The organism is Marinagarivorans cellulosilyticus (genome assembly GCF_021655555.1).
In the GTDB taxonomy this organism is placed as follows: domain Bacteria; phylum Pseudomonadota; class Gammaproteobacteria; order Pseudomonadales; family Cellvibrionaceae; genus Marinagarivorans; species Marinagarivorans cellulosilyticus.
Genome location: NZ_AP023086.1, coordinates 2625380 through 2648365, shown reverse-complemented (window position 1 = coordinate 2648365; position 22986 = coordinate 2625380). Strand labels below are relative to the sequence as shown.

Sequence of the window (22986 nt, the reverse complement as noted above, 5' to 3'; positions counted from 1 at the left end):
ATACAGAAAAGAGAAAATATGCGAGAATGTCGCGACTTTCCACATCGCGTCACATAAAGAATACTTTAATCAGGATTTTGTATAAATGGATAAGCGTTTTACTGGCTCCAGCACCTTTTTAGCTTTACCCAACACCACAACAAAAACACGACGCTATCGCCGGGCAAGCTTGATGGTAGCTCTGTTTAGTAGCCTGCTGCTAGGCGGCTGTAATGAGTTTGAACCGGCTGCGAATAATAGCCAAACAAGCTCAGCAGCCGCCGCATCTATTGCAACAACGGTACAAACACTGATTGATGCAGGCAACCAGGCGTTAACCGCCAATAATGCCAAACACGTTAGCGCCGCACCAACCGGCGAAGGCTTTACCCTCGCTATTGCCGGCGCCGATATTACTGATAGCCGGCTTGTCGCCGCGTTAACAGGCAATATTACCCTGCATGGTGACAACACCATTACCCAGCAAATGTGGTTACAACGCCAAGGCCCCGCCGCTTTTATTTTAAATGCCAATACCGCCCAAGCTACCGCGCTTTTACCTCAAGTAAAAACGACCACTACCCTAAGCTTTGGCTGGCTCGCCGTTGATTCTGAGTTTTATGTAGATGAACAATTAACGTCTGTGGAGCTATTGGCTAATAAGGCTCCGTTTTCGGTAACCACCCGCGCGCAAAGTGAACGCTATTCGCAACTGACTTTAGAAATAGCTTTAGACGCACCGGCCAGCCAAATCACCCAGCTGCACTATCAAACACAAAACGGGACGGCTCTGGCTAATGAGGACTACCTCGCCACAAGCGGTAGCGTAGTGTTTGAGGCGGGGCAACGCAGCAAACTGATTACAGTTCCCCTATTAAGCGACCCGTTCAATACTAATGCCAACAACGAAGGCGACGAATATTTTAAGGTGTTACTCAGTGGCAGTGCCCACAACTTTACCGGCACAGTGCACGGCTACGGCGTTATTTATAACAGCAGCGTACAAGATGCCAACGCCCCCACAATCGCCGGCAGCACCGTCACGCAAAACAGCCTAATGGGAAGCGCAGGCCTGCAACGCGCTTATTTAGAATACGCAAGTACAGGCCTTATATTGTCTGTAACCAATAGTTGTAGCCTTGGGCAAAGCGCTAACTGTAGCCAAATGCCACTAGAAGAAAACGGCGAAGGTTGGGCAAATATTGCTTGGCCCAATACACCGGCCGCAGTACAAAGCTACAGCGTTACCAATATCACCAGCGCTCCTATCAATTATGCCGTTACTATTTTTGATGGTGAACAAACGTTGCTAATTACGGGCACGGCGCCGGCAAATCAACGCATAAATGTTTATACCGCCGGCAGCGACGCTAGCAATAGCTCGAGTAGCACAAGAAGTAATAGCAGCTCATCCAGCGCGGCAATAATCCCAACACAGCTAGAAGCCCAAGTACAAACCAATGGCATAGCCGCTACATCACTCGCCCTAGCTTTTAGCTTTGACAATACAATCGCCATCAATACCCTAACGGCCGATTTAAACGGTAGCCGCCTTACCGCTAACGCACTATTGGATATTCCTTTTGCACAGCTTGTAAGCGGCCTTAACCAACTGCAGGTTCACGCCAGCGATGCACAAGGCAATAGCCTAAGCCGCGCCTTCCATATCTATTTTGCCGATGGCGAAAGCAATACTTTTATTGGCGATGGCGATAGCAATATTTTTATTGGTCGCGAAGGCGTAGATACTTTTACCGGAGGTGAAGGCACCAACATTTATATAGCCGGCAGCAATGCCACAACACTGATAAACGGCGCAGGGCAAAATATTTTTATTCTTCAAAATGGTGCAGCAGTAGGAACACTCGAAGCACAAGGCAACTTCACCGATAGCATTGTTATGCCAGATATTTCCATAGACGCTTTACGCATTCGGCAATTCGACGAAAACAGCTTTTATTTAACCACTGAAGAGCAAGGTGTATCGCTACCTCACTTTTTCACCGCCGAGGGAGATATTCAATCATCGATCCAACGTTTTATTTTTGCCGACGGCGAATTAAACGCGACGGACATCCGGCAAAGAGTCCACGCGCCCAGTATTGAAGATGACAACTACTGGGGTTTTAACAGCGACGACATCATTACAGACACCGAAGGCAAAGATAACGCCTTTGGCGGTGGCGGCAACGATACCCTTACGGTAAATGGCCGTGCCGAAGGCGGTGACGGTGACGACATTATCAATGCAGGTACTGCCTACGGTGGTAATGGCAACGATACCATTATTGCCAGCGATTACGCAGACGGTGGCGAAGGCAACGACACCATTCAAGCAAACACCGCAGAAGGTGGTGACGGCGACGATACCTTAAGCACTACCGGTTACGCCAATGGCGGTGCGGGCAACGACCTCATTACACAAGCTAGCACAGGTGAAGGTGGCGATGGTGACGATGAAGTTCACGCTAACTCCCCTTTTGGTAACGCTGGCAACGATATTTTGTACACCTCGGGCACCAACGCTTTTGGTGGCGACGGTGACGATATTATTTATGGCAACGACCTAGATAACAGCCTTTTTGGCGATTTAGGCAACGACGTTTTATATGGCTATGCTGGCGACGATGGTTTATTTTCCGGCGAAGGCAACAGCACCATGGATGGCGGTGACGGCGACGACGAACTGTTTGCTGCCCAAGGGGATTTTGACGATATTTTAATTGGTGGCAATGGCAACGATATGATGTGGGGTTACGACGGTAACAATACCTTCGATGGCGGCCCTGGCGACGAAACCTTTTTTGCCGGTAACGGTAATAACAGCATTGACTGCGGCGAAGGCATCCACAACATATTCGGGAACGGTGCCGGCAACGACACCATCGTGTGCGGCAGCGGTGACGACACAATACACCTTGCCCAAGGCAATGATGATGTAATAGCTGGTGCCGGCAATGACCAAATATACGCTAGCGGGTCTTCCTCAAGCGCCATGTCTGCAGAAGACACTCATGTCGGTAATAAAAATATTTTACTGGAAGACGGCGACGACGAACTGCGTTTATCCGACGGTTTAAGCTGTTATGCCGATGGTGGTGACGGTAACGACCTTTTTTATGCCGATTGCCAACAATTTACAGTGAACGGCGGCAGCGGTAATGACACCCTATACTTCAGCGCTTTTTTTCAGCTATCGGTTACCGGCGGTACTGGCGACGACGAGTTTAATATTCGCCAAAGCAGCGCAATCCCGCACCCTACTCTAGCGGGAGATACTGCGTTTTTACACTATTACTGGGCACCCGGCGATGGTAACGACACCTATCAATTAGACAATATGCTACCCGACGAAACCAGCGAGGGCGTCGCTTACGAACGTGCCAGCGAACGTTTTGATAATAGTCATTTTTACTTGGGTGGCGATATCACCGTCGACACAATCACACTGACGCAAAGCGAGTATTCATTACTGGTTATGCATTACCGCAATCCCGAAAACGGCGCAGCTGAAATGCTAACGTTTAACAATTGGTTTAATTGGCAAACCGGGCAAGCTAACGGCGAAAAATTTAAAGATTTCCGATTCCAAGACAATGCCGTGTTAAATACCCAAACCATTAACGACTATTTTAACCAGTTTTACCACAGGAACTTCGATGCAGACAGAAGCACAGGTTTAAGCGCCGAAGGTACGCCCATGCCAGCAGACCAAGTGGTCGTCAGCGAGCAGAGTGTATTAATCGACAACGAAAACTACCTTGTGAAAAAAGACCACTCATTCACAGCCAGTAACTGGACTCTGGAATTTTGGCTATTGCCGCCACCATCAGCGCCGGCCACCACACCAATACTACAATGGGGCGAAATGCCGGAAGGCACTGACGGCTTTGGCTTGGCGCTCCACAATAACGGCGAAGGCCACGAATGGCGGCTGCAAATAGGCAGCGAAAATAGCGTGAGCGTTTACGGTGCCGGCACTCTTGATACCCCCGTACATATCGCAATTACACTAGAAGACCAGCAGTTACAGCTATTTGTAAATGGGCAACCTTCGAACAACACTTTAGCCACTTTACTGACCACCGAAACCATTGCCCCTTTAAGCCTAGGTTTTTTTGATATCAGCAATGCCGAAACAGCCGCTTGGTATTTAGATGAGCTATTAATTACCCAAGGGCAAAGTAAATACAGCGCACCTTTTACACCGGAAAAAACACCTACCGTGGTAGAGCTTGATTATTAAGATCCGTAACTATTCAACCATGCTCAAATAGGTCGGCAAACTGAGCATTTCGCACCCACCTGAATAGTTACCAAGATCCTCGGCGTGCTGCATTTTGTGAAAACGGGTGTAACCCGCCATCCAGCGGCAATAGCTTTTTTCTGTAGTGTAAGCCACCTGCTTGCTGCGGATAAAAGCTATTGCCTGATCAATATTTAGCCAACAAACAACAAAATATCTTAATATCCCGTCTGATCGAATATTGGGATATTTTGGTTGAGCAATTTCAAAAAAACATAAAAATCAGATGGTTGTGGCGCTTTATTATTGCACGGATATTATAATATTCGGTTTTGGTGTGACGGTATATTTCTGGGGTTTGATGGGGTAATATCGCTGTAAGCTACGGAGGGCTGGGTTTTGACCTGTTTTCTCGTGAAAATGTCGGCCAGGAAAAGCGTCTAACGGAAATGCAAATGTTATATTCCACCCAATTTTATACCTGCTTCTCGCCTGCAAGCTGCTAGTAAACTTTCAATCGAATCTTGGTTCTGAAGCGTTCTAGCTATGGCGACAGCGCCAATCATCATTGCTGTAACTGACAAAATATCTTGTTCGTCGCAGTCGCAATAACTACTTGCGTACTCCATAATTGCTGTATTCATGCCATAGTAAACGTCAGCATAAGCTGTCTTTATTGCATTATCCTGCATGTTGATATCTGTGGCCAGGAAGGCTAACGGACAAGTCAACGAGCGCTCTCCTTTCACATGTTCCAAGCTCAGGTATGTATTTAGAAGCAAAGACAACCACTGTTTATTGGTGGTGTCCTCTGGTTTAAGGCCGGCAAGTTTAGTGCTGCAGGCTCTAAATTTTAGTGCCTCACGGTAAAGCTCTGCTTTGCTCGTGAAATGCGCATAAAATCCGCCTCTGGTAAGCCCGCAATTACTCATCAAATCATCGATTGTAACGCCCTCAAAACCTTTTATTGCAAATAGTCTGAAAGAGCTATCAAGAATTTTCTCTCGGGTTTTGTTTTTGTGCGTCTCTGTATATGGCATAGGGCTATCTCTGACTATTATTATATATGTTCTTTATCATATATAAAATCCACTCTAAGATGAAGTCGCATCTTTGGCAATTAAATTAAAGATGTATATTTATTACTATATTGTCGTCGGACATTATCGATACCGGAGATTACATGGAAAAGCATATTGGAAGTTGTCGCTGCGGCGACATTGAATTTTACTTTTATAACGACCCGATTAATTCTATTTTTTGCTATTGCAAGGAGTGCCAAGCGCTCACTGGGTCGGACAAATGGTTTGGGCTGTGGGTGCCAAAAGATAAATTTAAATTTACTAAAGGAACGCCTTCAACGTATACGCGGGCTGGTGATTCAGGTAAAGGCGTAAATTATAAGTTCTGCGCTACTTGTAGCTCTGCTTTGTGTGCTGAGGTAACTGCGGGTAATTTTTACTCTGTATCAGCAACTTCATTGAAAAACAATAAGTTCAATCCTAAAATGTCAATCTACGCATCATCAGCACCATCATGGGCGATCTTCCCCACCGATGTACCAAAATTTGATACTCTACCGCCAGGAATGGGAGGCTAAATCCCAAACAAAAACAGACGGCAGTAAACTTACGAGCGCAAATATAAATCGGGTAAGAGCTGGTTTCTAGCCAGCTCTCCCCACACCACCCGGCATGCGGATCCGCTATGGGCGGTTCCCTACTGGTAATGAATTTCTACCCAACGATCACGTAGCGAAATTAACCCTAAGTCGGCGAAGAATTCGTTGTTAAGCGCGGCATGAATACCTTCGGTTTTAGAGCTTCGCCAATAACCTTAACTGATAAACCGCTCCTTCGTTATCAGTATGACCACCATCCATGGCGGCCTTATTGGTGGAGCCGCATTGAACGGCCAAGTCTATTTTCACACCTAGACGTAATAAATTACGAACTTTAGTCCTCACTTTTCGCCAGTTTTGTATGAAATACCTCCTTGTATTTCAGCCTTCGGCCAGCAGAGCTGTGCTAAATTGATCCGGTCAATTTAGTCCAATAACTCATTCGTAGCCTTCGGCGTATCCAGTGGTCCAGCTCAATGCATTTCTGATAGCCTTGGGCTATACCGAAGCTTCCGCGTCCTGCTCACGCACCTTACCTAAATCCCTTTAGGCAAAATAATTAATCCAACCGCGAAGATACCGCGTTAGTTCGAGGATTTTACGTTCCATCGAAATACCTCGTGATCAGCCAGTGATTTCTCTGACGCGACATTTAAATTGGTCTAGCACTTTATTGTGCCAGACCAACTTTTTACCGAGAAAGGAAAATCCCAGAAATTTACACTGGTTAATAGGCGCCACTTGGCTTTTCGTCGTATTTACTTTGAGTTTAAGCTTGCGCTCAATAAAGTCGGTAATACTGGCCATGACGCGCTCGCCAGCTCGTTTAGAGTTAACAATAATCATAAAATCATCCGCATAGCGAACAAAGTCATGGTTACGCTTTTCTAACTCTTTATCGAGCAGGTCTAAAACAACGTTGGACAAGAGCGGAGAAAGAGGGCCACCTTGCGGAACCCCTTCGCGACACTCAAGCCAGCAGCCGTTTTCTATCGCACCTGCACGTATATATGTCCCGGTGAGTTTAAGGAGTGATTTATCGTTTATCTTGCGGCCGAGTAATGTCATTAATAGATCATGATTTACGCGGTAACCGCCACGGATGGTGGAAATGCAGATATTGCAGAGAGCAAATATCTGCCCTCCCCACAAGGCCTCGCGGACTTGCAGTTGCCATTCGCTAGTAGTTAGCGTTTAATAAACGGCATTAAACGGTGATTTCACTGGTAACTACGCCATGCATTATCATCAGACCCCATCCTTGGCGGCCTTCCTACAGAGGACTTTGATGCGCAGGACGCGCGAATGCAGTGAAGCATAGGGATATGGGAGAGCGTCACCTCATTAGTTCACGCCCATGCTGGGCGTACTAAGGCGCTTATACCGACAGTTTTCCCATCACTTGAATTTATGGCGAAGAAGACTGCCATAAATCAACCAATTACAAAGCTGCGGTATGGCGCGGCGTTAAGTGCAAGGAGCCCCAATGAGAAAGTGTCTTTTGTTTGATTGTGACGGTACTCTTGTGGATAGCGAACGACTCTGTAATATTGGACTTGTAATCAAGTTTAGAGAATACGGTATTGAGTTAGATGCCGATGAGCTGGGCATAAGATTTAGAGGCTGGAAGTTGGCTAAAATTATTGAAACTCTAGAGCAGGAGTCCCAATTAAAATTAGCTGAAGACTTTGTTGATAGCTATAGAGCTATAGTAACCAACCTATTTGAAACTGAATTAAAACCAATTCAGTATATTGGTGAGACCCTAAAGAATTTAGATCACCCAAAAGCTGTAGTATCAAGTGGCCCTGCTCATAAAATTCAACAAGCACTTAGGGTCTGCGGTTTAACCAAGTATTTTGGGGCTAATATTTACAGCTCCTATGAGGTTGGAATATGGAAACCAGACCCTGGTATTTATATATATGCTGCGAAAGATATGGGGTTTTCCGCAGAAGATTGCATTGTAATTGATGATAGTCCAGTAGGTATCGAGGCTGGTTATAGAGCGGGAATGAAAACGCTATTTTATAATAGGTTTAATGAGAAATGTGAATTTGAACCGGTAGTAAGCTTTTGTACAATGAAAGAGCTTCCTCAGTTGATTCACACTTAATAATAACAGGCAAGACGACGCCAAAAACCGGCGCACTTGCTGTTGGCGTTAGCTGTAAGCAGAGAGAACGATGAGAATATTGACGAATATATGCTCCGATGACTTACAAAAAAGTAAAGAATTTTATGTGAGCCTTCTAGGTTTTCAGGTTAAGTATGATAGTGATTGGTACGTACAGCTTTGCTCTCCAGAGGATTCTGAAATTGAATATGGCATTATTCAAAGAGATCACGCACTAGTACCCATAGAGTATCAGAACATACCCAATGGAATGTATGTAACATTCGTTGTCGAAGATGTTGATATTATCTATAAGAAGGCATTAGGTATGGAAATCCCTATTCTGCAAGAACCACGTAATGAGTTTTATGGTCAACGTAGGTTTTTGATTAAAGATCCTAATGGTTGTTTAGTTGATGTTTGTTCGCCATGGGAACCAAAATAATACACTAGGCCCCTAACCCGATAATGCAGCAAGCGTTTTCGTAACTATTCAGTCATGCTCAAATAGGTCGGCAAACTGATCATTTTCTGGGCCGCTCAAGCCGTCCTTGGTCACTATACAAGCGTTCCAGACACTTAAATGCCCAAAAAATAATCAATTCGCCTTTGGGGTGGCCATCATTTCGCACCCACCTGAACAGTTAAGCGTTTTCTAATAGCTGCGCGATGATAAATCACTGTACAAAGTGATTTATCATCGCCCTTAGGCGGGCAGGTTTTATGGGCTTTTTCAAGGAGGTAAAACCCATCGATTTAATGCGCTCCCAAGCGGCATCAGATTCCGTACCCGAGATAATAAACGCCGGGATTTCATACTGAAAAATGTCGCGGACAACGGCTATCGCTTGATCGCCTGTCACATTATCTGCCAATTCGTAATCGGAAATAATTAAAAACGGTATTTTACTTCCCCTCCGACCATCACTGCCATTACCGCTATCAGTATAGAATGCGCGCATACTGTCAATATCCGCAAAATCGTCGACGCTATAGCCCCAGTTTTCCAGTGTTTCTTTAAGGGCTTCGCGTACAACATCCATATCGTCGATCAATAAAATATGGGACTGGGCTTGTTCTTGCAGGCTGTCAAAGGTGGCTTTCTTTAAAGACGATTGCCTGCGCTCTACCCGTTGATCGCTGATTTCCCTTGCCAAGTTTTTATTGGCAACCGTATTCGGCGCTAAAGGCACCGTCAACCGAAACACAGTACCTCGACCAACAACCGACTGCACGCTTAGCTCATAACCTAAACTATCAACAAATTGTTTAACAATCGCCAAGCCCAAGCCAAAGCCACCGCGCTCGGTACGATCCTTTTCGTCAACTTGCACATACTTACTAAAAATAGAGGCTTTATTGTGCTCGGGAATACCACGCCCGGTATCCCAAACCTCAATAACCAATAAGTCGCCGCGCCGGCGACACCCCAATAAAACGCCACCCTTATCGGTATAGCGAATAGCATTACTGAGTAAGTTGCGAATAATGCGCTCTAACAAAGCCCCATGGGTAAGCACTTTGTAATCTGGAGTATAAAAACGTAGCTTTAAATGCTTTTGCGCCGCTAAGGCCTCGAACTCCAAATAAACTTTCGATAGCAGGTTTTTAATAGAAGTGGGCTGACTCGTCGCCTTTGCCACATCAAATTCGTAACGCGATACGTCTAGAATCTCAGTAAATAAATGATTGAGATTAAGCATGGCCTGCTTTAGTTTATCCAGAATACTCAGCTGATCTGGATCATCGACCTGGTTACATAGAGTATCAACAAAAATAGCCATTGCTTGCAGTGGTTGCCGTAAATCGTGTGCGGCGCTGCCAAATTGGTCTTTAACATGCGCGTTACGTAGCTCTAGGGATGCGGCGGTTGCTTCCGCTTCGGCGCTTTTCTCTACCAAGCCCCGGTACAATACCTCTAAGTCATCGTTGTGGTTTTCGACAATTTGCAACATTTCATTAAATGAATTCACTAACAAGCCCACTTCGTCACGCCCTTTAGCCTGCGCCCGCAAGCTTAAATCATTGCTTTTGCGCACTTGATCCATAACCGAAGACAAACCAATAATTGGTTGCACCACGGGCCGCAACAGGCGACGAGTAATTAAATAGGCGATAAATAAAGCCGCTAGCGTGACGTAAAAACTAATCGACACCCATTTTTTTGTCCGCACGGAAATAGGCGACAAATCGGAACCAACTAAAACAAAACCCAAGGGTTTCCCTTTGCGGATCATCGGTTCGACCACCTCCAGAAGCTGGACACTACGATTAGCCAAAATGCCATCGGCATAATCATAATCTAAAACTTCTGGGCAACCGGAAAATAGGGAATCTTTACGCAGATAGGCGGCGAATAGCTGTTGCTCTTGAGTATAAATACAAGCATGCTGAATTGTAGAGCGCAACGCCAAAGCCGATACATTTTCAAGCGCATTGGCCTTATCGCCAAAGGCGACAGCAACGGCACTTCTGGCTGCGGTAATGCGCGCTAGCACACGCATTTCCTCTACGAGGTCTCGCTTTACGTTATCGCGATCAAAAGAAATAAAGTTTGCAACCGTTACAATAATTGCACTAAGTATCCCAATAACAACCACTATAGAAAGCTTGCGCTGTATCGGTAAATCTTGATAGCGCAAAAAAGCTAACATTAGTCGGCCTTTTGGGTATTGCGCTTAATTAAGCGCGCTAACGCGAGTAAATCGGAATCTAAAAATAAGCCATTAGTTAATGCGTTTTCAATATTAACATCAAACTGAACACGGTCTTGTGTTCGCAAAATATTAATAATTCCGCCTTTATCAGCAAAACCTTGCCGCTCACCAATACTCAATACATAAATGTAGCGTATCTGCCCCCAGAAGGTCGGCAAACGAACGCGTTCGTCTTCGCCAACATACAGAATATGGCACCCCGCTCGAATATCGTCCATATTATCTGCCTTGGAAACCTCTAGAGCGCGATTGCCAATTAACGAGCCATTAAATGAATATAAATAGGGTGCAAAAAAAACACGGCCAAATAAACACACTTTAATCGGCGAGTTGGGTTTAATAAATGCGTCATCTGGCCATTCAACAAAATTGGCGAAGTTATACACAAACTGAGCGCGAACTTGTTTCTCGGCTTCGCTTTTAGGCGCCGCCCAAGCGGTAGAAACCCCAAAAGATAAAATAAGGGTTACACATAAATGAATAAGATATCGACTAAGCAACATAACTACATCTCAGATGTGGGTGGTAGCTCGCCACCCACAAGCCAGTGGGACAAAAAAGCCTTTAATGCAGTATCAATACGGCAGCGCTTAACACTATCATCGTCAATATCGGTGCAACTGCCGCCAAAGACTGCATCAAATTGATGAGCCACATTTTCGCCACTCGCTTGAATCTCCTCTTCAACTATCACGCTATCGTCAGCATCGGGCATTTCGGCCAATACATCGTCTATATCGTAAAGTTTAGCCGGTTTATCCGTCGTTATTGTTAAAGTTCTCCCCTCCCTTATTTGCTGCCAAGGTTGTGCGGCTACAACCACACCGTTCACAAGCACCTGCCCCGTCTGACTATCAGTCGGGTTATTATAGGCCTCTATTTGCACACCCTGTGCCTGCACTACATGACGAACCGCATCCTCGGAAGTATCAACCGGCCAAGCATTAAGTGCAATGTCACTACCCACTGCTTGTAAAGCCACTGCAGTACTGCCATTGCCTAAAACAATTTGTCGCTCGTTTGCGGTATTATCGGTTAGACGCAAGCTAATGCCATCTTCAGCACCGCTGTCTCGTCTATTGGTGCTACCCAACCCATTAATGTTATAGCGCGAAGTGATTGCCGCGTTATCCGATTGGCCGACTAATATGTTGCCGTTATCTGCGACTAAATCAATAATACCGTTGCGCAAGCCATCGTTGGCAATATCACTGGCTGTGATATTGCCATCTACGCTTAAATCGCCATCATTCACGTAAAGGCTAAAATTACCATCGGCAATATGTATTGCCTGTGCATCGCCGTTTAAATCTTGCACCCCTAAAGCGCCATTGCTGAATATCTGTAAACTTGCAGCACCGTTTATTTGTGCATCAACAATTCCGCCATCAAGCTGCCACGTATTTTCGCCCTGGGCATTACTTAAATTCACCAGAAGTTCTGGTGCCGAAAAATTTAATGTCCTATCGCTATCGGTAAAATCTGATGCCGACACACTTAAACGTGAATTAGCCGCTAAACCGCTTTCAGGAATTCGCAAAACACCAGTAGCTGCTAAAGCAGTATTCGTTGCATTAGCGGCTTGCCAATCAGTAAGCCACAAATCGCCCGTATTGTTTATTGACAAGGCATTTTCGGCCGCATAATCCAGCGCCAAAGTCGCCAGTTGGGTTTCTAAAGCTAAAGCCTGTTCACCACCTAATGTTAGTGCAGCACTATCACCAATCAAACGTATTACGCCGCCTCCGGTAGAGGTTAAATTGTTAGCCTCCATTGAAACATTGGCAACATTTAAACCCGCTTCTAATAATTCAATACTGCCTAAGGCTTGCACATCAAGTAAACCATTTACCGAGGTAGCCGTTGTTAAAAACTGTAAATCTGACGCGCCAATTAAAGAGGTATCAGCCGCTGATGTTAGCGCCGAAATAGCCGTTGCACTCGGCAAATTTACGCTTAACGCATTAATGCCACCGTAGGTAATATTCACGTCGTTAGCCGCTAAGATAAGGGCATTACTTTGAATATTATTAGCATTAAAATTAATAGTATCAGCCTGCCATCGCGTAATGCCCACACCTGCCGCGTTAGCAACTGTATTAGCATCAAGCGTTAAATTGGCAACAAGGTTAAGGCCAGCATTCGAAACCGTTAGCGTATCGGCCACCTGCAGCAATAAATCGCCAGTTAAAACCGGGTTACTTTGATTAAACGTTATAGAGCTATCTGCAACAATATCGACATTACCACCGGTATCTAAGCGGTTAACCGTTAAGTCCCCGCTTTGTTGTAACACAAGAGCACTGCCGGTTGTTTGCGAATAGCGTAATTGCGATAAGTCTGAATTTAACGTAAGTGCCTGCAACTGGTTACGAAGGGTAATATCCGCAGAATTTGCAGACAATATAATATCTTGATCGCCATCTTGTAATGAGGCCACATCCAAGCGTACATCGCCTTCAACATTCAAACCGGTATCTGCAATTTGCAACAAGCCGGTGCCGGTGGTTTGTACATCCAGCAAGCCAGGTACAGTAACATTCTGCCCTAAGGTTATATCTCCAGCCGATGTTAAAGTCGCATCGCCAGCCACCGCGAGATCACTAACTAAGATATTATTTTGCGCATTAATTACAACTGGGTTAAGGCCTGAAGAAGCGAAGCTTAATGTATCGGCATCGATATTGAGTATCGCATCGGCTGCGGCAGAATCTTGGCTAATACTCAAGTTGTTGGCTGTAATGCTAACAGTATTGTCATCATCCAAAATTTGCGCTGCTTGCAAAGTTAAATTATCACTATGATTTAACCCCGCCGTAGGAATCACTAAATTTTCGTTAGCCACCAGCTGTAAATCACCCGCTACCGCAGGGTTGACCACTAGCGTTAAATCACCCGCCGCTGTAGCGACACTAGCTGCTCCACCTGTGGTTAAAGTATTTAAAACCAAGGCATTACTATTATTAATAGCTAAACCACCGGCGCCGGCAACATTGGTTCCTAAGCTATTAAAGCTCGTATTCCAAATTTTATCGGCAGCGCCATCGCGCAAAATTATATTGGCATTCGGTGCAGCCAGGGTAATGTCGTTATCGGTATCGCGTAGGTTATCAGCCGTAAGGTTGAAGGTGCTTGCATGAGAAAAGCCAGCATCACCAATAATGACATCACCACTACCTATAGTGCTTAGCGCTAAATCCCCAGCTATATCTAACGTTGTTGGCGCTACAGTTAAGTTAGCGGCAACTGTACTTATATTGGCTGCGCCGTTGGTGCTTACTCCATTTAGGGTTAAGGCCCTGCTATTCGTTAGCGTCAGTCTATTAGTCGATGCTTGGGCATCTAAATTCAGCTGATTAAAGCCACTACTAATTGTTAAATCATCAGCCATTGCGGTCAAAGTAATGTCCGCTTGATCCGCATCAATCGCTACCGCACGATCACTATCAACAAGGTCTTGCGCCGTTAACATTAAGTTGCCGGATGTTGTCCAGCCTGCATCGGGAATAATCAGGTCGCCGGCCACTACATTAAATGTGCTACTGCCAGTAATTGTTGGCAGCGAATCTAATAAGGTTAAATCGCCGGCTGCCAATGTCACATTAATATTATCGACAGCTGCAATGGTTAAAGCCAAAGCGCCATCGTTATGAATAAATGCATTGCCAGCTGTCAGCGTTAATGCACTGCTGCTGTTCTCTATTGCATCGGTATTGGTGCCCACATTGCCGCCAGCAACAAGGTTAATGCTAGGCGCTGTTATATTCAGCGCCGCGGTATTAGCATCAGTAATATCGCCTGCAGCGGTAATATCAACCGCTGCGCCGATAACGCTCGCTAAATTAATATTATCGCCAGCATTTAATGCCATATTACCCGCACCGGCATTACTGGTCGTTAATGCCGACTGCAAAATATTGCCATCCGCCAATAACGATAACTGCGTGCTGTTATCAACAGCACCAGTAACATCAGCGATATCAGCATTAATAAAAAGATCATTCCCTGCATTTAACGTTAGAGCTGCCGCATTCCCTTCTAAATTAATGGCATTGGCTACAGTTAAATCAAAACCGCTTGCCGTTTGAATAACAGATGACCCAGTTGTTGCCTCATATTGCGTAAGTGATAGGTCTGAGCTATTAATAACCGTTACCGTATCTGCGCCGGTATTACGCAATTCTAAAAATTGCGCATCTGCATTAATCGTCGCATCACCACCTTCAAAATCACTATTAAGCACTAATGTATTCGCGGCAAGGTCCACTTCCCGCAAACCGTCTTGCTGTCGAATATCACTACCATTTAGCGTCATTGTGCCCGTAACGCGCAGCTCAGTATTTGGCAAACGAATTAATTGGCTAGCATTTACCGTCAAATCGGTTGCATTCACAATGGCAGAATTACGAATGGCAAAACCATTCGTGGCATTAATGGTTACAGCCCCGCCCGCCTCTAATCGCTCAGCGGCAAAACTTGCTACGTCACTTAATTCTATATTTCCTGCGGTAGAAATCGCATCAAAAGTATTGGTTTCTGATTCTAGTCCAACGATATCCCCCATCGAGCGCAAAAAGAAGCCGCCATCAGGTGCGTATAAATCGGTGCGGGTATCACCGCCATCAAGAATTTGGCCATTAAGTGCAGATACCGTAATGGCGTTATTAACCATCGCCTGCGTATTCAGGCCAGTAACTGTTGCATCGCCATTCAACGCTTGAACATCGAACACCCCAAAGCCAGAACTTAAAATCGAGCCGTCCAACATCGATAAATCGGTACCGGCCACAAGATTAATATCCAGCTCGTGATCAGAAGATCCCGTTTCATCAACTATGCGGCCATTAATGACCATTTCGGTACCCGATGTAAGGTTCAGCGTAGAAGCCGTTGCACCATCAAAATCGTTGCCGGCATCCCCAACATAAGTAAGGCTACCACCCGCCGAAATAGACATGGTCATGTTAGCGCCCAAACCCAACCGGTTTAACGAAAGGTCACCGCTAGTGCTCAAAGCGACATCACCTGAACTATTGCGAACTCCGAGCTGGGTCGTTTCTAAGGCTATGCTATCAATGCCGTTAACCGCCTGTAAAAAGATGCCGCCGCTGTTTGCATGCAAACCATTGGCCGCATTCGTATCGTCTAAAATTTCCCCCGCTGTCGCAGTAATACTTATCGCGTTTTCGGTCGTATTCAGGCTGACAATATCGGCAACAGTTACATGGTTACCACCGGTTAAATTAACCGGAAAAGCACCTGCATTTAGCTGGCTATCGGCGCCCATTACTATATCGTGGCCGGCATTTATATTAATAGCGCCGTCACCAGAGATAGAAGCATCGCCTAATAATGAAAAGTCGTTTACTGCCGTGGCATTAACACTGCCATTGCGAAAAGCCACAACAGAACCACTTTCAAAAGTGATTGAGTCGCCGGCATTCATATCAAGATTAAGGCTCCAATTGCCATTATTGGTATGGGTAAAGCCAGCGCCATCGCGAAAGATAATATCGTTGTCGGCACGCAAGCTCATTACCCGCCCTGCCGGAGCACCAATAAAATCCACTGTCGCTTCGAAAATAATATCGCCTGTACCGGCAGCATCAGAGGCGGTATCCAAATAGACACTGCCAAAATTAACCAAGGTGTTTTGCAAAGCCATACGGTTAGCAATGGACGTTGCTTGCGCAGGTAGGGTTAAGTTAAAAATATACCCATCCCCCCCCATAGTAAAAGCGCCATTGGTATTACCCGTGGCATCTGTAACGGTAATATCGGTAGGGTCGATGTACCATAAGCCGCCTTTGCCGTTGGTTGCGCCAATATCAACAGGGCTTTCTACAGCAACCACATTGCGGCCAGAAACCTCTACAAAACCGCCATCGCCAAGCACATCGCCACCGCGTGCCGAAATTTGACTACCCTCGCGATACCAAGTGGCGTTATCTGCGTACGCGATCATTTCGCCGCCGTTGCCTTCGGCGCCGCCATCAACGCGGGATTCACTATCTGCATGAAACACAATGGTATCGGCCGCATGAATATTAACAGCGCCGCCATCACCGATATTGGCGCCGCTGGCATTAAGCTCACCGGTTTGCGCATAGCGATGCGCCTCGATATTTACCGCGCCCCCTTGACCGTCGGTAGCGCTAGCATCTAAGCGCCCGGTATTCACAACATCGCTACTGCCCGCAAGCAATTCTATGCTGCCACCTTCACCGGCCACACTGACCGCACGCACTAAACCATGATTATTAATGGCGCTATCGTAAACATCGCGGCCTTGTTGGCCATCCAATACTAAAGCAACGCGGTTGGCACTAAGGGAGCCAACGTTCGAAACATGCCCGTCAAGCTGTGGGTCTTCAACCAGAATAGGGATTTCACTTCCTGCTGTGTGCAGCAACACACTGTTGCCACTTCGTAGCATAATTTCGCCAGCTGGGACTTGAATATCACCACTATTAAGTACCTCGGGCGCCATTAAGACCACGCGATCACGCGCGTTAATATTGCCCTGATTATCCACCGAGCCCGCTTGCTCACCACTAAAGTGCTCGCGCTGCTGCATAAAGTCTTGGTTGTCGATATCCAGCGTTGTAGCAACAAGGCCGGTAACATTCACCTGCGCGCCTTCACCAAATAAAACGCCGTTGGGGTTAATTAAATAAACGTGGCCATTGGCGTTAATAGAGCCGTGTATTTCAGATAACTCAGAGCCTAGCACTCGGTTTAGCGCCACCGAGTCACTGTTAGGTTGCTGGTAATTAACGGTTTCACCGGCCGCCACGTTATAGCTATCAAAATCTAGCACTACACGCTGCGAATCCTGATGAATATTCATTGTGTCGCCAGCATTTTCGATGCTTGCATCGCCGGCGCTCACCTGCCCCCCCTGTGGCAATGCAAAAGCACTACCCGATGAAGCAGCCAATACCGCCAAATAAAGCCGGCGGCGAAGCTTAATACCAGCGGATTTCGAACAAAACTTGCCCATCGCCCTCTACCTCTGTACCGTTTAACTCCCCTTTTAGGGCGCTAGACGCAGTCACTTGGGCCGTAAGATGACGACCCCAGTCTAAACGCATACCCACGCCAGCACTGGCATAAGTGGCTTGTGTTTCCAGGCCATCACCTAAACCTTCTTTATCGCCTGTTGCCCAGTCCCCCATCACAAATGGCTCCAACCGCCAACGCTGCTCGGCAGAAAAATACAGCAACGACGGAAAGCGCCACTCTAACGATGCCAGCACCGCGTTATCGGCATTAAAGCCTCCAGCTTCGTATCCGCGCACACCGTCGGCGCCGGTTAAAGAAACACCCTCCACGCTTGGCAAACCAGCATCACTCGCCTGCCCGCGTAAATTGAGTTGCAATACATTGCGGGCATGACCACCGGCCATACCTTTTAACCAAAAAGTGCTGATATTCAATTTATTAAATTGGCCATCAGCGGCAGCTTCTACGCTATATTTACCGTGGCTTAGGCCCACAACCCAATTCATTAACGCACTGCTTTTTTGCCACTGCTTATCTTTAAACCACTGTAACGACAAGCCTTGGCTTAGCTCTTCTTGCACGCCACTATCATCGTCTGCATCTAAACTATTGTGTTTGCTATACAGCCCTAAACGCATGCGCGAGCGATGCTTAGCATGAAAGCCGAAGTGTTTAGTAATGCCGGTACGCACGGTTGTGGCATCGCCCTCTAAACCCAACGAGGCAAAACGCGCACCGACTTCAAATTGATTATTACTAGCGCTTATATCCCAAGCATACTGCAAGCCTGCAAACGGTAAGCTGTACGATAAGCTACCGTAAGTATTCGCAACATCGTCCACAGAGCGCAATACCGCCAGCGATAAACGGTCATGGTGACCGGTTAATTGAAATTCAGAATATTGAGCGATTAAACGCTGCTGGCCGCTGCTTTCGCTGCCATAGTTATCGCTCTTAAGCGAAAAAGAGCGCTGTCGCGACTTCTCAACTTTTAAATTTAAACGGGCTTCTCCGGCTTTAACGCCACGCGAATAAAACGCAAAGACCTCAAAGCCACCTTGCATCTTTAACGCTTGCACTCGGTCTTCTATTGCTGGGGCATATAGAATATCACCCACAAGGTCTTTAAAAACCCGACTAAAACGAGCATCGGGTAGCGTGGTGTTATTAATGACATGAACAGAGCTAAGCGTGCCTTTTTGTAAGTTTAAGGCGACAAAACCATCCTCAATTTTTTGGGGCGGTAAAAAGACTGAATGAAAAACATAACCTTTAGAGCGAACGTACGCAGTCAAAGCATCGGCCACCTGATGAAGCTCATCCACAGTCATCATTTCACCAAAGCGCGCACGTTCTAACGTTAGCTGTTTTAGCAAAGACTCGCGTGGCAATTTTGCCGATGTCTCACTGTCCAATTCAACCAAGGTAAAGGTATTAACCTTAAGGCGCGCATCGTCGGACATTGGGTTTATCGCTTGCGCCCAAACGGGCAGGCACAGCGTAGCCCATAAAATGGTTAAAAGAATATGGTTATAAATCCGTTTCATCCTCGTTCTTAGCATAAAGTGATTATTGTATTTTTTGAGCACCAAAAACCTAAAAACAACGGTAAATACACTCGATAAGTTCAACAGTTACCTTGCTCTAAGGCGAAACAACCTGCCTGCAGTCAATTCACTCATTGCACACTAAAAATACAAACGCTAATACGCCTAACTTTTGACAGGATTTCTACGTTTTAGGCGTAAACTTAAATAGTGCCAAAATTAAGTTACAGTACTTGCGTTAATAAATATTTAATAAAATAGATTTGCGCTTATTAATGATAGTTTAGCCCCAGAAAACAGCGAAGCCACCTTGCTTTAGGCAACTGCGCCAACACTTTTAATAGGTTAAGAACACACAAAGAATGTTACAGTATACACTTCGCGAACCTCCCGTCAGCACAGCGCCGACAGCGGTTGCCAATAGGCAAAGCATCAGCCATTCTTAATGGGTAGGAATTCACCAGAAACAGAATACATGAGACCACAAACCGTTGAGCATTAAAGTACTCATTGTTGATGACCACGGGCTTTTTCGGCAAGGTTTAGAAATGCTGCTGATGGCGCAACTAAGCTGTAGCACCGTTTTACATGCCGCCACCGGCCAAGAAGCACTGGACTACCAAGCGCAAGATCAAGACATCGACCTAGTTTTGCTGGATTACAACCTTGGTGCCGACCACGGTTTAGACATCCTGCAAAAACTTAAAAAATGCGACCCCGCCTTGCCCGTTGCCATGGTATCGGGCCGCGATGAACCCCAAGTTATTTTGAGCGCGCTCGGCAGCGGTGCCAGTGGCTTTGTGCCTAAAAGCCTAGCCCCTGAAGATATTGTTTTTGCGATTCAACAAGTCATTGAGGGCGGCATTTATGTGCCCTCATCACTATTGGACACCAACCCGCGCACAACACCGGTCGAAGACACCCAGTCTATTCAAAAACAGCTGCAACACTTGGCCGATATTGCAAGGCGGGTAATACGCGAAAAGAACCTTGATATTTGTGATCAAGCCGATGTTGAAAGCGAAATGACATCAACACTCAATCGCTTGGTTCGAGAGCTCCAAGAAGACCGCGATTATTTAGAATTGCTCGCATTTCAAGATGACCTAACGGGTGTGGCCAACCGCCGTCTGTTCGATGAACGGCTAGATCAAGCACTGCGCAATAGTCGGCGCAACTGCACTTTTATTTCATTGATTTACTTGGACCTAGACCATTTTAAACGCATTAACGACACCCTAGGACACCCCGCAGGCGATGCTTTACTTAAAAAAGTTGCCCAGCGATTAGTAACGTCTGTACGTGAAGTCGATACTGTTGCCCGCCTGGGTGGCGACGAATTTACGGTTATTTTAGTGGATGTCGATTCTATCGACGGCCTTGAAGGCCACCTTACGCGCTTACGCAATACCATCAAGCAAGTGATCACCCTCGAAAACGGTAAGCAATGTACGCCCTCTGTCAGCATTGGCGCTGCCTTAAGTGACGGTGACGAAACAGCCGAATCCTTAATGAAACGTGCCGACAACGCCCTTTACCAAGTCAAAGAACACGGTCGCGATCATTTTCGCATCGCCCCGATTAACCAATAGCACTTTATTCGCTACTAAAAAGCCTACTTGCGGCCATCTTGCCCGCAAGTAAGCTGACTAGCCTGTACATAGCTCAACGCCTACCGTACCGCTGAACAGCTTCACGCTCCATGTGACGGATAGTTTTTATCAACACGATTGCGTAACATGCCCCCTACACGGGGACTGCAGCCACAAGGACGCGCCCTAGCCAGCCAACAACTTCAAAAAGGTGCCCCTTGCCAGAGCTCAATGTGCAATCCAATATCACTCACCCTCAAACCAATGCAACTGCACTTGCCCCCAAAGGCAGCGGCGCATGGAAGATCGCTATAATCGGCAACTTCAGCGGCCTAGCTTGCAGCGATGGGGCGACTTCGCTGTTAAAGCGCAAACATCACCGCGTTACCAAAGACAATTTCGACGAAGTCTTTGAGCGCTTGAATGTGCAACTTAAACTCCCCATTTGCGACAACACCATTAGCTTTGACGATATAGACGATCTTAACCCCGATCACCTGTATCAAAACGTTGCAGCTTTTAGCCAATATCGCGAATTAATCCAAAAGCTGCAATCTAAAGCACACTTCCAAGACGCCGTGGACCAACTACAAGCAAAAGGGTTAATTGAGCAAACACAAACTGCGGCGCAAGTGCGCGGTATACCCCCAGAAAACCTATTAGATTCTGTTCTGAGCAGTGCAACACAACAAAGCAATGCCGAGTTTTCTGTCGAGGCTTTAATTCGCCAAACTATTGCCCCCCATATAGAGGCACAACTAGACCCGCGAGCCGAACAATACGTTGGTGCCGTAGAGGCCGCAGCCACTGACCTGCTGCGCAGCATTATGCACGCCAGTGAATTCAAACAATTAGAAGCCAGCTGGCGCTGCCTCGACTTTATTAATCGCAAACTCGACACCGATCGCGCCTGCCACCTGCACCTTATTGATGCCAACCTAGAGGCCATCAAAAAAGACGCTTTGGAGCACGCCGCCAATGTTGAGGCATCCGAGTTATACCGCAATGTCATTGCGGACAAAGCCATTGCAGGCAATGCGCCCTACGATGCAATATTGCTCGACATTAACGCAACACCAAACGACGCACAATTGCTGCAGTTTTTTGCCCGCTTTGCTCAAGCGGCCAACGTACGCTTACTGACTGGCGCCAGCCTTGACACCGCAGGCTATACCAGTGCAAACGCATTATTAGATAACCAAGCAGCCACCGCTCAAAGCGATGCTTGGCTGCAAGCGCGCAGTACCGCTGGCGCACAAAATCTATTTGCCTGCACCCCGCCGTTTATGGTCCGCCTGCCCTATGGCGCTAAAACAAAACCTATTGAAAGCCTGCGCTTTGAAGAATTGCCCAGCACCAGCAATAAAGCATCTTTTTACTTGTGGGGTAATAGTGCTTATTTAACGCTTATGAGCCTAGTTAATAAGAATAACAGTATCGACAGCCTTCCTTTTCATGTCACTTATGATGACGATGGCGATGAATTATTGATACCTACGACTGGCGCTTACCTGCCAGCCAGTGCAATAGAAAAACTAGAACACGCAGGCCTTAGCGTCGTACAGTCTGTTAAAAATAGTGATAGCGTTTTAATTCAGCGCTGGGTGAGTTTCCAAAACCACCCCTAAAAAGTAAACGCCCAAGAATGTAACAGCGCCAGCTGTTACATTCTTATATGCTATACAACAGCAACCGTTATCCCCTTCCTGCAACCCTACAAATCGTCAACCACTGCTGACCTTCTTTTTCAAAAAAACATAGCTCTTTTACCCACCGCTATTTTGCACCTAATTTGCTGCCATTTTTACCAGAATCTAATTTTTGAAAAAAATACTGAATTGAAGCCGAAAAATAAGCATTTGGGCACCTCTAAAAATAGTAATTTTTGTGTGAGAGCAAGGAAGCGCCGCCCGGAGAGCCGCAGTTTACATGGTGTAAATGAGGACTCGAGGACGGAGCTGACGCCGCTATCGCGGAAAAAGTGCATTTTTAGAGATGCCCATTTGGCGACATTAACCCCAAAAGCACTTACATTTAAAAAACAAAAATAAACGTTACGCCACAAAATCACTTTTTGCGACAAAGCTAAAATCTAATATTTAAATAAATACTGCAATATTAATGAATGACACCGCTAAACCCCTGCTAAATAAGATTAATTAC

14 protein-coding genes are annotated in these 22986 nt (G+C 46.2%); 6 read left to right on the top strand and 8 right to left on the bottom strand.

Translation table 11 applies throughout. The features are described from left to right. Window positions 1–85 precede the first annotated feature (85 nt). Window positions 86–4225: a Calx-beta domain-containing protein gene (locus tag MARGE09_RS10675; RefSeq protein WP_236987318.1), complete on the top strand. Its 4140-nt coding sequence runs from the start codon at window positions 86–88 to the stop codon at window positions 4223–4225. A 9-nt stretch (window positions 4226–4234) separates the two neighbouring features. On the opposite strand, the gene MARGE09_RS21805 is transcribed toward MARGE09_RS10675, so the two are convergent. After that, a complete protein-coding gene (locus MARGE09_RS21805) occupies window positions 4235–4405 on the bottom strand; it encodes a phage integrase N-terminal SAM-like domain-containing protein (protein WP_476703466.1) in 171 nt (56 codons plus the stop codon). 278 nt (window positions 4406–4683) lie between these two features. After that, window positions 4684–5265: a TetR/AcrR family transcriptional regulator gene (locus MARGE09_RS10670; RefSeq protein ID WP_236987317.1), complete on the bottom strand. Its 582-nt coding sequence runs from the start codon at window positions 5263–5265 to the stop codon at window positions 4684–4686. A gap of 143 nt (window positions 5266–5408) precedes the next feature. On the opposite strand from MARGE09_RS10670, the gene MARGE09_RS10665 reads away from it, so the two are divergent. Continuing rightward, entirely contained in the window at window positions 5409–5825 is a 417-nt protein-coding gene (locus tag MARGE09_RS10665) for a GFA family protein (RefSeq protein ID WP_236987316.1), read from the top strand. A 567-nt stretch (window positions 5826–6392) separates the two neighbouring features. On the opposite strand, the gene MARGE09_RS21750 is transcribed toward MARGE09_RS10665, so the two are convergent. Together MARGE09_RS21750 and MARGE09_RS10660 are read right to left on the bottom strand one after the other, a co-directional pair. Continuing rightward, a complete protein-coding gene (locus MARGE09_RS21750; RefSeq protein ID WP_420828100.1) occupies window positions 6393–6461 on the bottom strand; it encodes a group II intron maturase-specific domain-containing protein in 69 nt (22 codons plus the stop codon). A 9-nt stretch (window positions 6462–6470) separates the two neighbouring features. Next, window positions 6471–6914 carry a reverse transcriptase domain-containing protein gene (locus tag MARGE09_RS10660; RefSeq protein WP_236987315.1) on the bottom strand — a complete coding sequence of 148 codons (444 nt, stop codon included), beginning with the start codon at window positions 6912–6914 and terminating at the stop codon, window positions 6471–6473. 418 nt (window positions 6915–7332) lie between these two features. Between MARGE09_RS10660 and MARGE09_RS10655 the strand changes: the two genes are divergently transcribed. Together MARGE09_RS10655 and MARGE09_RS10650 are read left to right on the top strand one after the other, a co-directional pair. Continuing rightward, on the top strand, window positions 7333–7962 hold the full coding sequence (locus tag MARGE09_RS10655) for an HAD-IA family hydrolase (protein WP_236987314.1): 630 nt from the start codon (window positions 7333–7335) through the stop codon (window positions 7960–7962). A gap of 70 nt (window positions 7963–8032) precedes the next feature. Beyond that, complete coding sequence (locus tag MARGE09_RS10650) at window positions 8033–8407, top strand: VOC family protein (protein ID WP_236987313.1); 375 nt, start codon at window positions 8033–8035, stop codon at window positions 8405–8407. Window positions 8408–8639: 232 nt separating this feature from the next. Here MARGE09_RS10650 and MARGE09_RS10645 read toward each other — a convergent pair whose 3' ends face one another. From MARGE09_RS10645 to MARGE09_RS10630, 4 genes are read right to left on the bottom strand one after another with little or no spacing between them, the layout of a single operon-like run. Beyond that, complete coding sequence (locus MARGE09_RS10645) at window positions 8640–10616, bottom strand: ATP-binding protein (protein WP_236987312.1); 1977 nt, start codon at window positions 10614–10616, stop codon at window positions 8640–8642. After that, on the bottom strand, window positions 10616–11182 hold the full coding sequence (locus MARGE09_RS10640) for a YfiR family protein (protein ID WP_236987311.1): 567 nt from the start codon (window positions 11180–11182) through the stop codon (window positions 10616–10618). The genes MARGE09_RS10645 and MARGE09_RS10640 overlap by 1 nt, the downstream gene beginning before the upstream one ends. 2 nt (window positions 11183–11184) lie before the next feature. Beyond that, window positions 11185–17682 carry a two-partner secretion domain-containing protein gene (locus MARGE09_RS10635; RefSeq protein WP_236987310.1) on the bottom strand — a complete coding sequence of 2166 codons (6498 nt, stop codon included), beginning with the start codon at window positions 17680–17682 and terminating at the stop codon, window positions 11185–11187. Then, complete coding sequence (locus MARGE09_RS10630; protein WP_236987309.1) at window positions 17648–19231, bottom strand: ShlB/FhaC/HecB family hemolysin secretion/activation protein; 1584 nt, start codon at window positions 19229–19231, stop codon at window positions 17648–17650. The genes MARGE09_RS10635 and MARGE09_RS10630 overlap by 35 nt, the downstream gene beginning before the upstream one ends. A gap of 491 nt (window positions 19232–19722) precedes the next feature. Between MARGE09_RS10630 and MARGE09_RS10625 the strand changes: the two genes are divergently transcribed. Together MARGE09_RS10625 and MARGE09_RS10620 are read left to right on the top strand one after the other, a co-directional pair. After that, window positions 19723–20823, top strand: coding sequence for a diguanylate cyclase (locus MARGE09_RS10625; protein WP_236987308.1), 1101 nt, complete (start codon window positions 19723–19725; stop codon window positions 20821–20823). 218 nt (window positions 20824–21041) lie between these two features. Continuing rightward, window positions 21042–22451 (top strand): type VI secretion system contractile sheath domain-containing protein, encoded by a 1410-nt coding sequence (locus tag MARGE09_RS10620; RefSeq protein ID WP_236987307.1) that lies wholly within the window; start codon window positions 21042–21044, stop codon window positions 22449–22451. The last annotated feature ends 535 nt before the right edge of the window (window positions 22452–22986 follow it).

Bases quoted from the DNA above. Each gene is read 5' to 3' on its own strand.
- MARGE09_RS10665 (WP_236987316.1), top strand. From the start codon at position 5,409: ATGGAAAAGCATATTGGAAGTTGTCGCTGCGGCGACATTGAATTTTAC.
- MARGE09_RS10635 (WP_236987310.1), bottom strand. From the start codon at position 17,682: ATGGGCAAGTTTTGTTCGAAATCCGCTGGTATTAAGCTTCGCCGCCGG.
- MARGE09_RS10670 (WP_236987317.1), bottom strand. From the start codon at position 5,265: ATGCCATATACAGAGACGCACAAAAACAAAACCCGAGAGAAAATTCTT.
- MARGE09_RS10660 (WP_236987315.1), bottom strand. From the start codon at position 6,914: ATGACATTACTCGGCCGCAAGATAAACGATAAATCACTCCTTAAACTC.
- MARGE09_RS10645 (WP_236987312.1), bottom strand. From the start codon at position 10,616: ATGTTAGCTTTTTTGCGCTATCAAGATTTACCGATACAGCGCAAGCTT.
- MARGE09_RS10655 (WP_236987314.1), top strand. From the start codon at position 7,333: ATGAGAAAGTGTCTTTTGTTTGATTGTGACGGTACTCTTGTGGATAGC.
- MARGE09_RS10675 (WP_236987318.1), top strand. From the start codon at position 86: ATGGATAAGCGTTTTACTGGCTCCAGCACCTTTTTAGCTTTACCCAAC.
- MARGE09_RS10650 (WP_236987313.1), top strand. From the start codon at position 8,033: ATGAGAATATTGACGAATATATGCTCCGATGACTTACAAAAAAGTAAA.
- MARGE09_RS10640 (WP_236987311.1), bottom strand. From the start codon at position 11,182: ATGTTGCTTAGTCGATATCTTATTCATTTATGTGTAACCCTTATTTTA.
- MARGE09_RS10630 (WP_236987309.1), bottom strand. From the start codon at position 19,231: ATGAAACGGATTTATAACCATATTCTTTTAACCATTTTATGGGCTACG.